Below are 12626 nucleotides of genomic sequence, written 5' to 3'. Positions count from 1 at the left end.
ACAGTTTGTAGATGGAATAACGATAAGTGAAAAGGAACCGGACTTTATGAAAGCGCTAAGCCCAGTGGATCAGTTGTTCTTGTGGCTCGAGAAACGCCAGCAGCCCATGCATGTAGGCGGTCTGCAATTGTTCCACTTCCCTGAAGGCGCCGGCCCCAAATATGTCAGTGAACTAGCAGAGCAGATGCGTGAGTACAGCAGCCCGGTAGCACCGTTCAACCAGAAACTGACCCGTCGCCTGGGTCAGTATTACTGGACTGAAGACAAGCAGTTCGATATCGACCATCACCTGCGCCACGAGGCCTTGCCAAAACCCGGTCGTATCCGTGAGCTGCTCTCGCTGGTTTCCGCAGAGCACTCCAACCTGATGGATCGCGAACGCCCGCTGTGGGAAACCCACCTGATTGAAGGTATCCGTGGCCGACAGTTCGCCCTTTATACCAAGATCCATCATTCCGTGGTGGACGGCATCTCGGCCATGCGCCTGGGTATGCGCGCATTGTCCACCGATCCTGAAGAGCGGGACCTGCCGCCGGTATGGGCATACCAAACGAAAAAGCGCGGACGCTCGCTGCCCAGCAATCCGGTGGATGTGGCCTCCAGCCTGGCCCGCCTGGGTGCAGGCCTGAGCAAACAGGCGGCCACCGTTCCTGCTCTGGCTCGCGAGATTTACAAGGTCAGCCAGAAAGCCAAGAAAGATGAGAATTATGTCTCCATCTTCCAGGCCCCCGACACCATCCTCAATGAAAGCATTACCGGTTCCCGCCGGTTTGCTGCCCAGAGCTACAGTCTCTCCCGCCTGAAAGCCATCGCCAATGCGTTCGGTTGCACCGTCAATACCGTGGTGCTGGCCATGTGTGGCCACGCCCTGCGCGAATACCTGATCAGCCAGAATGCCCTTCCTGACGAGCCATTGATTGCCATGGTGCCCATGAGCCTGCGTCAGGATGACAGTGCCGAAGGCAACCAGATCGGCATGATTCTGGCGAACCTGGGGACCCATATCTGTGATCCGGCCAACCGTATCCGTGTGGTGCACAACTCCATTGAAGAGGCCAAACAGCGCTTCTCCCAGATGAGCCCCGAGGAAATCCTCAACTTCACAGCCCTGACCATGGCCCCCACCGGCCTCAACCTGTTGACCGGTCTGGCCCCGAAGTGGCGTGCCTTTAATGTGGTCATCTCCAATGTTCCGGGCCCCAAGCAGCCCCTGTACTGGAACGGCGCAGAACTGAAGGGGATGTACCCGGTGTCCATCGCGCTGGACCGGATTGCCCTCAACATCACCCTGACCAGCTACGTAGACCAGCTGGAATTCGGTCTGATCGCCTGCCGCCGGACCCTGCCGTCCATGCAGCGTTTGCTGGACTACCTGGAGCAGTCCATCCGTGAGCTGGAGATTGCGGCGGGGATCAAGTAGGACGCTGGACGCCAGGCGCCTGAGGCTGGACGCCAAAAGCCATAGGCGCTCTTTGTACCCTTTGAGTATGCCTGCACGCATTGGAGCCTCAACACGCTCTGATCGCTTGCTGGCAAGCTCCCACAGTGAATGGCTCACATGCGTGTTTTGACTTTCGAAACTCGCAACTCGCAACTCGCACAGTGATGATCAAGGATGAACCATGCCGACCGGACTGACTCAAATCACTCGCGGCGAACTGGCCTGCTGGCAGGTGCGCCATCGTGGCCAGACCCTGGTGATTGCCGAGCAAGGCGCTCAGGTGCTGGAGTATCGTCTTGATAACGAACCGCCAGTGCTCTGGCTGAGTGAAAAGGCGCAGTACCATCACGGGCAGGGTATTCGAGGTGGCGTCCCGGTGTGCTGGCCGTGGTTTGGAGGGCTGGCCTTCAACCCGGAAACCGTCCGCCAGCAATACACTCAACCTGATCCACCAGCCCATGGGCTGGTGCGTGCCCTTCCCTGGACTCTGGTTCACACGCGACAAAGCCCGGAACAGATCGAACTGGCTTTTCAGCCGGATCCCGACTCGCTTCCAGAGAGCTGCCCTGCTGTCCAGCTTACTCTGAAGATCATTCTGGATAACGCCCTGACCCTGAGCCTGGAAAACCATAATCAGGGAGAGGAGCCGATGGCACTGACGCAGGCGCTGCACAGTTACTTCGCCGTCAGCGACATTCGTCAGGTCACGCTGCAGGGACTCGACCTCTGCCCCTATGTGGATGCCATGGATAACTGGCACAGCCATCGGCAAAGCGGCCCGCTCACCTTTCGCGAAGAAACGGACCGACTCTATCTGCAACTCGGTCACACCCTGCATATTGATGATCCGGAATGGCAGCGCCGCATCACGCTGTCTGTCTCCGGCAGCGAGTCTGCGGTGGTCTGGAATCCGTGGATTGATAAGAGCCAGCGACTCAGTCAGTTTGCCGACGATGCCTGGCAACGCATGGTGTGCATCGAAACGGCTCGCGTGCTTGATAATGCCCTTTTTTTGGCCGCCGGAGAGTGTCACGACATGTCTGTCAGATTTGTGACGAGTCCCTTATAAGCGCCTGATAACGGTCAATAAAAAGGGGTGGCGGTGGCCGAAAAAGGGGAGTAGAGTCAGAGGTGGCTGCGAATTATGGCCGGAGTTTGTGTTGGTAGTTGCCTTCCCTGCGTGAAGCTGAAGTTGTCTCCGAACACCCCCATCATGGTTTGCAAGCAACACCCTAAGTAATAGATTTTGAGGTATAGATTCACATGGCTACTGGTACTGTGAAGTGGTTCAACGAGTCCAAGGGTTTTGGTTTCATTTCCCAGGACGATGGTGGTGCGGACGTATTCGTTCATTTCAGTGCAATCACTGGCTCAGGCTTCAAAACCCTGGCCGAGGGTCAGAAGGTTTCCTTCGAGATCCAGCAGGGCCCGAAAGGTCCTCAGGCTGCCAACGTAGTTGCTGAATAAGCACTGCTCCGGCACACAAAAAAACCCGCTTCGGCGGGTTTTTTTGTGTCAGCCTCATCAACAAAGCATCCATCCTGCTGCAGGAGCGCCGCTCCTACAGCGGGTGTTATCCTCTCACGGCTGGAACAGGGGTTGCTCGAGGATGGCCTTTCGTTCGCGCCAGTCGGGCATGCGGGCGTCCATGAGCCCGTGAAAGCCAGGGCCGTGATCCATGTGCTTGAGATGGCAGAGCTCGTGCATCACCACATAGTCCAGCGCTTCAGGTGGGTAGTGCAGCAGAGCCATGTTGAGGTTGATATAGCCGCGGGCGGAGAGTGACCCCCAGCGAGTGCGCATCTTCTTGATACGCAACGTGGGCAGCGCGAAACCTTGTTGCTCGAACCAGTCAAACTGTCGCGCGATACTGTCTTCAAAAACGGGTTTGGCCTGTCGCCGCATCCAGCTTTCCACAGCAGCGCGCACTGCCGCTTCGTCCTCCGGGTCACTCACCCGAACAGACAGGTAAGGTCCACTGAGCGTCACCCGGGTGCGTCCTTCACACACATCCATCTGCAGGCATTCACCGCGCCAGGCCAGCTTCGCCCCGTCCTGCCAACGTTGGCGTGGCCGGCTGGCCTGGCGTTGCTGCTGATCCGCGATCCACTGACGACGACTATCCACAAATGCCTGCACCATGCGCACGGGTGCCCGCTGCGGCGCACGCACCTGCACCCGCCCATCTTCCAGGACGCGCAATTCCAGGCTACGACGTTTGCTGCGGATCAGTTGGTAATCAGTCATGAATTCAGCTGCAAGCCTCAAGCTACAAGCTTCATTGCGCGATAAACGTTTTCATCCCTTCCAGGGCCATGTCCGCGACCACACGCTTGGGTGCGGAATCGATGGATGTAGTGTAGCAACAACCTTGCCTCGCGTTGTAACTTGAAGCTTGCTGCTCGTAGATATCCGCAGCCATTTGCTCGGCAAGCTGAGTCTCCCACAAAAGCATCCACCTTCGCTGCGCTCCGTGACGGCACAGTGAACGCAGCGTCGAGTTGTGAGTAACGAGTTTCGAAAGGCAAAAGAGGCGCTAACACACCCTTTGGTTTTCGTAACCCGAAACTCCTGGCTTGCTTCTCTCTATCGGTGATCGCGCCAGTCACCGTGACAAGAGCATGAACAAGGCTTCTGCGACAACGTCATTGGTTATTCGGCAGTTCCTTGTCCAGTTGCTGCTTCACTGCATCTGCGGGCGACGCATAGGGTGCCAGCCACTGGTACAACACCGGAATCACGAACAGGGTGAGCACGGTGGCGAACAGCAGGCCGCCGAGGATAACAACACCAATGGTGAAACGGCTTTCCGCGCCGGCCCCCGTGGCCAGCACCAGAGGTATGGCTCCAAAGATGGTGGATACCCCGGTCATCAGTACCGGACGAAAACGCACGATGGCCCCTTCGTAGATCGCCTCTTTGACGCTGCGTCCCTGATCACGCAGCTGGTTGGCAAACTCCACGATCAGGATACCGTTCTTGGCCATCAATCCCAGCAACATGATCATGCCGATCTGGCTGTAGATGTTAAGGCTGTCACCGGTGACACTCATGGCCACCACCGCACCAGCCAGCGCCAGTGGTACGGTGAGCATGATTATCAGCGGATGAATCCAGCTTTCAAACTGGGCTGCCAGCACCAGAAAAACGATCACGATTGCCAGCGAGAACGTCACCAGAATCGCCGAGGAGGAGCGCTGCAATTCCTCCGCAGTGCCCTTGTAGCCAATACGAGCATCCAGCGGCAGCGTTTCCTCCGCCTTGCTCTCGATATAGTTCATGGCGCTGGCCATGTCGTACCCCTCCGCCAGATTGGCTGACAGGGTGATGGCCGGTAGCCGGTCAATCCTGCGCAATTCAGGCGAGTCGCCGGTGGTGGTCAATTCCACCACACTGGAGAACGGTACCAGCTGGCCACTGTCGCTACGCAGGTAAATCGGCAGCACATCTTCCGGCCCCTGACTGGCACCCTCTTCGGCCTCAAGAATCACGTCGTACTCCCGGCCGCGATCCACATAGGTGGACGCCGTCAGGGTGGCGAACATGGCCTGCAGGGTTTCCCCCACATCCGTGGCAGTGATACCCAGATCTGCCGCTCGCTCACGGTTAAGCGACACATCGAGCTGCGGCTGGGTCTGTTCAAAGTCCGTATCGATACTGGTCAGGTTGGGGTTGTCGCGCATCCCCTCCATGAGGATCTCGCTCCAGGCCTTCACCTGTTCGTAATCCGGCCCGGCCACCACCACTTCCAGCGACTGATTGAACGGGCTCTGCCCCAACCCAGGGGGATTCACCGGGAAGGCACGCAGTCCGGTCACTTGAGACACGGGCCCGCGGATACTGTTGACGATCTCCTGCTGGGTGCGATCACGCTCTTCCCAGTCTTTCAGACGCACAATGGTAAACGCTCGCTCCGCCACGCCGCGGAAGCCGATGATCGCCAACACGCGCTCAGCTTCTCCGTTTTCCACCAGCGGCATGAGGATTTTTTCCAGTGAACGGCTGTGGTGTTCTCCGTACTCGATGGTGGATCCCTGGGGCGCTGAGGCCGGAATGATGAACACACCGCGATCTTCTGTGGGCGCCAGCTCCTGGGGCAGCTGACGGAACAACAGGAAGGCGAAGACACACAGCAATACACAGCCAGCAATCAACGGCCAGGGTGTGTTCAACGCCTTCCCCAACACAGCAGCATAACCCTGGTTCAACCGGTAAAGACCTCGCTCCAGCCAGCTACCCTGGCCTTCCTTGTCCTTGATGCTGTGCCGGTGCAACCAGCGAGAGCACAACATCGGCGCCAGGCTCAAGGCCACTATGCTGGAGATGATCACCGCTGAGGCGAGCGTGAAACCGAACTCGCCAAACAAACGGCCCACATTGCCGCCCATGAACGAGATGGGCACAAACACTGCCACCAGCGTCAGGGTGGTCGCAACAACCGCAAAGGCAACCTGCCGTGCCCCCAGATAGGCCGCGACCAGACGGCTTTCCCCTTCATCGATACGTCGCTGGATGTTTTCCAGCATGACGATGGCATCATCCACCACCAGGCCAATGGCAAGAATCAACGCCAGCAGGGTAAGCACGTTCACGGAGAAATCCAGAGCACCGAAGCCGATAAAGGCCCCCACCACTGACACCGGGATGGTCACTGCCGGAATCAGGGTCGCGCGCAGATTGCCCAGGAAGGCAAAGATCACCGCGATCACCAGTGCCACGGAAATCCCCAGGGTGATCAGGACCTCACGGATGGAAGCCCGGATAAAAAGGGACTCGTCATAGTTGATGTCGAGGCTGATATCCGAGGGCAGGCTTTCTCGCACTGCTACAATTTCTTCGCGCACCCGGTCGGACACCGATACGGTATTGGCCTTGGACTGCCGGACCACTCCCAGCCCAATGGCGGTCTGACCATTGGCACGCAACACCGAGCTGTCGTTTTCCACCCCCAGGGTCACCCGCGCCACATCTTCGAGCCGCAATAAATAATCACCGGTGCGGCGCACCACCAGCTTTTCAAAGGCCGCCACGGTATCCAGACGATTGTCCGCCCGCACCGTAAACCCACGTGATTGGGATTCCAGTTTCCCGGCAGGAAGCTCCACGTTGTTACTGCGCAAGGCCTGTTCGATATCCGTAACGGTGACCTGATTGGCGGCCATCCGTTGACGATCCAGCCATACCCGCATGGCGTAACGACGCTCACCGCCGATGATGACTTCGGAGACGCCATCGAGCACGGCGAAACGATCCACCAGGGAACGCTCGGCAAAGTCGGTGAGTTCCTGCGGCGCCAGCGTGGTACTGGTCAGGGTCACCCAGATAATGGGGCGTGCATCAGCATCGGACTTGGCGATGACCGGCGTATCCGCTTCTTCTGGCAAACGGTTAAGCACACGGGAAACGGCATCGCGCACATCGTTGGCGGCGATATCCACGTCCCGATCCAGGGTAAATTCGGCGGTGGTTCTGGCGGAACCCAGCCGGCTGCGCGATTCGATCTTGCGCACCCCTTCCACCCCGGCCAGCGCGCCTTCAATCACCTGCACGATCTGGGTATCGATCACCTCCGGTGCCGCACCGGCATAATCCACCTGCACGGACACTTCCGGCGGATCAATATCCGGGTATTCACGCACTGGCAGTTTCATGAGTGCGCTGACACCAAATACCACAATCAACAAACTGATTACCGTGGCGAATACCGGGCGCTTGATCGACACATCAGAAAGAATCATGCGGCCGCACTCTCTTCCTGATCATCAGCCTGATTCTTTTCCAGAAGGGCCCGCTGCCCCGGCAACAACGCCTCAGGGTTATCGATCACGTTCACCGACTGACCGCTGCCAAGACGGCTGTGGCCATTCACAATCACATCCGGTTGACCACTCAGGCCACTGCTGATTTCCACCCAGCCATCGCGGCGCCCCCCCAGGGTCACCGGGTGGCGCACCGCCTTGTTGTCATTATCGACGGTAAATACATAGCTCTGCGCACCCTGGGTAATGATGGCCTGCTCCGGCACCAACAGGGCTGAGCGCCTGGCCAGCTGCACGGTAATACGAAGGAACTGCCCGGGGAGCATGCGGTCACCAGGATTGTTCAATCTTGCCCGGACCGTCAGGGTGCGGCTGTTGCTGTTGACCCGTGAATCCAGATGGCTGATCGCGCCTTCAAAGCGGGTACCCGCAAAGGCATCGTTGCTGGCCAGCACTGGCAGACCAACGGCCAATCTGGCCAGGTAACGTTCCGGTACCTGGAAATCCACTTCGATATGTCCTTGGCTATCCAGTGTGGTAATGGCATCACCGGTTTGCAGATAGGCACCGCCATCCACCTGACGAAGACCGACGACACCCGCAAAGGGCGCCCGAATGGCATGGTCGTTGAGGTTGGCTCTTGCCGCATCGCGGTTGGCGCGGGCGGATTCCAGGGTAGTGCGGAAAGTGTCCACTTCGGATTCGGAGATGGCGCGCTTTTCCACCAGCTGCTGACCACGGCGGAAGTCATCCTGGGCACGCTGATACTCGGCTTCCGAGCGCGCCAGTTCAGCACGGGCATTACGGTCATCCAGTGACACCAGCAAAGCGCCACGGGTCACCTGCTGGCCTTGCTGAAAGTGGATCTTCGCCACACGACCGGGCACTTCAGCCAACACCACCACCGCCTGGGCGGCGCGGGAGGTGCCGACGGCTTCCACCTGATCGACCAGGTCGCGCTCTATACTGGGGGCCAGATTCACGGCCGTGGGCGGACGCTGCCCGCGCTGTGTTTCCTGTGGGGCCAGCAGCCACCAGGCCGCTGCCGCTATTGCCAGAAGCACCACTGCCCCCGTTATCACCCGCCCCATGGAACTCTCCAAGTCATTCATGATTTGCCACTAGTCTTGATCCCAATTATGCAAGGATTACGTACAGATGGCGTTAGGATGACAGCAAAATGTGAAGATAATTCAATAGGACGCAACAAGCGGCATGCAACAACCCATGACAGACAGACACCAAGTCACTGAAGGTCATAATCTTGCACAGCGAATAAACCCAAAAACCACGCCAGGATTGCCTGACGCGGCTTTAGTATGATGCAGTTGGTAAACCATTCTTTCGCACATAGGGGCGTGGCAGGACACCCGGAACATTATCCGACTCCGGATGCCGCTGCGGTCAATGCAGGAGTGGCACAGATTCGTGAAATGTCATTGCGGAATCTTGGCGATGATTTCGCTATGCCAGACACCACCCGGTATCGCCATTTGACCATAGTTCTGATCACCAAAGCCGACACTGCCAACCAACGGATCCAGGTGATCAGGCGAGCCTTGTCCAAAGTTGGCACTTTGACCAAGGTAAAGATCATTTTCCAGCGTAAGACTGGGCAGACCGTCTGCAGTTTCATTCTCAGAGCGGATCGTAATACTGCCGTTAGCCCAGCCAATACTGCCTGTCACATCATAAATCCTGAACGCCGACTGAGGGCTCGAAATTTCCGCCAGTGACAGATACGAAGAACCATCCAGGTTCAGGAAACCATCGAAACCCAAAGCTTCTGAACCGTCAGCAGTCGTAGGATACAGAACAAATCTGAACTGGTTAGTGGAAAGATTGAAATCCCACAGCGCCACATTTGCCGCATTGCTATCAAGCGCAGTAGGTTGACCTGCTCCGAAGGCACCACGAACCTGATAACGGGAAAGTGCATTGGTGCCCAACATCATCCCGGAAGGTAATCCAGGGAATGTTGGATCGCTTTGACCCAACAAAAAATAAAGGTCGTCCGCCTCCCAGAGAATATCGGCATTCATCAAACCAATACCAACATCATTACTGATATCCGCCAGTAAAAAGTGTGTATTGGTCTCCCAGCCTGAAGCCGCAGCAGCGCGGGTTGCCGCATCTGAACTGTTCGCAGCAGCCCAGAAGCCAGGAGATTGAACCATCACTGCGGCATCCAGCCTTAACCCATCAGGTTCCGCATAAGGACCACCGGGATAGACCAGAATATCCGCTTCCAGTAACCCGAGAGTAAACAAGACACTCCAGTCATAAGGCGTTGCCGTATTCACATTGGCCAGGCTATCTACCGCAATATTCTGACTATAGGCATGCAGATAGCTGTCGCGTAACAGAATGGCAAACGCAGACTGGCCTGCATCTACCGTGGAGTTGTGATAATCGGGTGCAGCACAGGTTGTTCCTGTCATCCCAAAACACAGGCCCCCTGTGCCCGCCCCGTCTTGCAGAACATCCAGAGAAATATCCATGTTCAGCATCCGCCCGGTTCCACCACCCAGTATTCTCCAATCGCGAAGCTGAAGCTGGGTGTCATTGCCGCCGGCATGGCCCAGGTTGAGGATAAAGTCGGAATCGAAATCCCACTGTGCCAACACATGCAAACCTTGTGTCCTCGGGGTCAGTGTATTCACACCCACACCGCCGGCATCCACCCGAAACAGTGTATTCTTCAGCCCACCAATCCAGCCGGCATGCATCATGGCGGTACGCCCGGTGATATCGAAATCCGAAGCGCTGTCGTTGTACATCAAATCAAACTGCAAAACGGATTCAGTGAAATCGGAGGCAACCTTGATACCATCACTATCAACGGCGATGGTACCGACGCCATCGGCATGACCACCCGCAGCCCCCGTCGTAAACCGGTTGCTAAACACTAGATTACCCAGACTCATTTCAGCGCTACCAGATCCGCCCTGCCGGTAAACCCAGTCACCCGTCAGAGAAAAGTCCAGCCGGGCCTTGTTACCGGCGTTATCAAAGAGGCCCCTATTCACCATTGAAAGAGCACCCTGGGAATAGAACGCTGCTTGCCCCATTGACGCGGTAGCATTGGTAGGTGTGGTTATCGCCATGCCCCCCATGGTGAAGCGGCTTGGACCCCACTGGTAGTTAATGGCCAGCATCGGATCGACACCATCGTAGCCAACATCCAGATCAAGCTGGGCCGCCAGTGCCCCACCCACCCCTTCCAATGCCAAGGTATTCAGTTGAGTCAGTGCTTCTTGAGGCGTGGAAATATCGGTTTGCCATGTTATCTGCTGAGCCTGGATACCCGTATCACTTTGGAAATTTACAGTGATTCCGTCCTGGCCACTGATTCCCGCCAGGCCGTCATCATCCATTGGCGTGAGTGCCCAGAGACTGTATGAAGAAGATGCCAAACAGCCGATCAAAACAGTCTGCAGTAACGTTTTAGAAGCCATAGATCATTGCACTCCCGTCGAAACGCATTTGCATGGCGCCATTGGAAGAAGCAGAATCGCTGATACGAAATGCCAGGGCGCTACCGGAATTATTGTCGACCATGTATCCCGGTGTTGCGCCGTTATCAAACTCCAGGGCCATACGACCAATATTCAGAAAGGTCGTCATATCGCTATATTCACCAGCCGCTTTGGCATTGGGATAAGTCAGCATGATGGCTGTTAGTCCATTCGGGTTGCAGGCTGACAGCAGGCAGGCTCCATCTGAAGCTTCAAATCGGCTTGTATCACGATAACTGGAATTACTGTTCCTTAATGTTGCGCCCTGCAGGCGCATGTCCTCAATGGCGATGGTTCCGTAGAACTCTTTTAGCATTAACCATTTGCCTTCTCGATCCGTAAACTCCAGCCCCAACCGGCAAGGGTTCAGAGTGTCCGGCACGCAGCCTATCGGGTTATTGCTGGCATCCACATTGTTACGAAGACGCACTGTCAGCTGAATCGCGTCACCGCCACTGATTGATTGCAGCTCGATATCTTTCAAGGGCTCAAGGCCTGCGGCCTGAACCAGACATGAGATCGGCAATGAAATGACGAATAGCAGGCCAGGCAGTTTGTTTTTGAGGTGATTCTTGATCGCTTTCATCTCCACCTCCATCAACAAAAGTTTGAGCTGCCGTAGCAATTCTTTGCGGGGCTTAATTCGAACTCAGGATGCTCAATCAGATAGCCTGGTGCCGCCAGGAGATCCAGCGCATCTCCAATCGAAAGCAGTCCAAGATTGGCCGATTCGTTGAGTACATCCAGCAATTTCACTGAAGGCGCATTAAGCCACCAGCCTGTATTTGCAGGCACCGCATAGGCACTGTTACATCGAGCCGTTGCATAGCTTGTATTGCAGCCATCAAATTCATTTCCTGCCAGTTCGGAAATTGGTGGCAACTTCGAGTAGCGGGGGTAAGCAATTGGTTCACGCTGGAAAGAAATGAAGAAATCCGGCGTATCTTCAAACGTAAGTTTGTGAACAGACCTCAAATCTGTATTCAACTGAGCGTAAGCGCTGTCCAGTAACGTTGTGATTAGTGAGGAAAATCCGTTACCGTCGAGTTTGAGTTTTGCCGAACGCAGGCCCAGTGTTTGCATTCGTGTTCCGGCGATATCAACGAAGAGAGCATCAGAAAGACCTGTGCCACAAGGGTCACCAGTAAACTGGGTACGACCGGTACAGCCCCAGGCATCTAATGGGACAGGGATACCCAGGCACCCCCCAAACACCAGGGCTCCACCACAAATCCTCGCCTGCACTCGCATTGAGATAGAGAGTTCTGCCCCCAGGAAACCACTCACACTGTTAATACCCGAATGACAACCCAGGACGCCGTTACCCGTCGATGCTCCAGTGTTGCAGGTTGTCGCCAGTGCCGTGTTTTCCTGGTTGATGGCTCCGTTGGTAAAGTAGCGTCGACCGGCACTGATCGCCCCATCTGCGGACTGCGCACCAATCTTGATACCGGCAATTTCGCGTAGGGTCGGGCTATCATCATTTTTTACGGCAAACTCTATATAGGGACGCAACAGTTTAAAAGCACTGCCGGGTTCTCCCAGCGCAGTACCATTGCGCCCCATGAATGAGCCGTAATCAATATCGATATCGCAACCAGCATGGCCTGATAAGTGATCATTGATTCCGCCACATCCCAACTGTAATTTTGAAATATTCAAATTGAGAGCGAGCTCACCATCCAGCCCAATTCGGTAAAAGTCGAACGGTGTGGAGTACTCGTTAGGATTGGCAAGAGCATCGCCCTGAATATAATCCGAAACGATCAGGCCCTGTCCCACAACCTTGCGAAGGTCACTATCTTCCAGCGGCTGCATCCCGTTAGCAATCGCTGATGCTGACTGGCAACTCATCATTAACAGCGGCATCAAGATCAGGATCATTATTGTTTTTTTATTCATGATCAC

The 12626-nt window shown here is 56.1% G+C and carries 9 protein-coding genes; 3 read left to right on the top strand and 6 right to left on the bottom strand.

Annotated features, from left to right (window positions below; genetic code table 11):
* The first annotated feature begins 46 nt into the window (after window positions 1-46).
* The 3 genes from GFN93_RS02920 to cspE all read left to right on the top strand — a co-directional run bounded on the left by GFN93_RS02920 (window position 47) and on the right by cspE (window position 2908).
* Window positions 47-1420, top strand: a complete 1374-nt coding sequence (locus GFN93_RS02920) for a WS/DGAT/MGAT family O-acyltransferase (protein WP_153498917.1) — start codon at window positions 47-49, stop codon at window positions 1418-1420.
* Window positions 1421-1622: 202 nt separating this feature from the next.
* Entirely contained in the window at window positions 1623-2510 is an 888-nt protein-coding gene (locus GFN93_RS02915) for a D-hexose-6-phosphate mutarotase (protein ID WP_153498916.1), read from the top strand.
* Window positions 2511-2704: 194 nt separating this feature from the next.
* A complete protein-coding gene (gene cspE, locus GFN93_RS02910) occupies window positions 2705-2908 on the top strand; it encodes a transcription antiterminator/RNA stability regulator CspE (RefSeq protein ID WP_011590014.1) in 204 nt (67 codons plus the stop codon).
* A gap of 114 nt (window positions 2909-3022) precedes the next feature.
* Here cspE and GFN93_RS02905 read toward each other — a convergent pair whose 3' ends face one another.
* From GFN93_RS02905 to GFN93_RS02880, 6 genes are all read right to left on the bottom strand, one after another.
* Window positions 3023-3688 carry a M48 family metallopeptidase gene (locus GFN93_RS02905; RefSeq protein WP_153498915.1) on the bottom strand — a complete coding sequence of 222 codons (666 nt, stop codon included), beginning with the start codon at window positions 3686-3688 and terminating at the stop codon, window positions 3023-3025.
* Between the two features lie 398 nt (window positions 3689-4086).
* The gene (locus GFN93_RS02900) at window positions 4087-7179 is read right to left on the bottom strand and encodes an efflux RND transporter permease subunit (RefSeq protein WP_153498914.1); all 3093 of its coding nucleotides are present in this window, start codon (window positions 7177-7179) and stop codon (window positions 4087-4089) included.
* Window positions 7176-8291: an efflux RND transporter periplasmic adaptor subunit gene (locus GFN93_RS02895; RefSeq protein ID WP_153498913.1), complete on the bottom strand. Its 1116-nt coding sequence runs from the start codon at window positions 8289-8291 to the stop codon at window positions 7176-7178. The genes GFN93_RS02900 and GFN93_RS02895 overlap by 4 nt, the downstream gene beginning before the upstream one ends.
* A gap of 345 nt (window positions 8292-8636) precedes the next feature.
* Complete coding sequence (locus tag GFN93_RS02890; protein WP_328594168.1) at window positions 8637-10658, bottom strand: DUF6160 family protein; 2022 nt, start codon at window positions 10656-10658, stop codon at window positions 8637-8639.
* Window positions 10648-11304 carry a hypothetical protein gene (locus tag GFN93_RS02885; RefSeq protein WP_153498911.1) on the bottom strand — a complete coding sequence of 219 codons (657 nt, stop codon included), beginning with the start codon at window positions 11302-11304 and terminating at the stop codon, window positions 10648-10650. The genes GFN93_RS02890 and GFN93_RS02885 overlap by 11 nt, the downstream gene beginning before the upstream one ends.
* A gap of 11 nt (window positions 11305-11315) precedes the next feature.
* Window positions 11316-12620 carry a hypothetical protein gene (locus GFN93_RS02880; protein ID WP_153498910.1) on the bottom strand — a complete coding sequence of 435 codons (1305 nt, stop codon included), beginning with the start codon at window positions 12618-12620 and terminating at the stop codon, window positions 11316-11318.
* Window positions 12621-12626: the final 6 nt, after the last annotated feature.

Source organism: Alcanivorax sediminis (genome assembly GCF_009601165.1).
Classification (GTDB): domain Bacteria; phylum Pseudomonadota; class Gammaproteobacteria; order Pseudomonadales; family Alcanivoracaceae; genus Alcanivorax; species Alcanivorax sediminis.
Note: the sequence above shows the minus strand (reverse complement) of the source record. Positions and strands in the feature narration are given on the sequence as shown.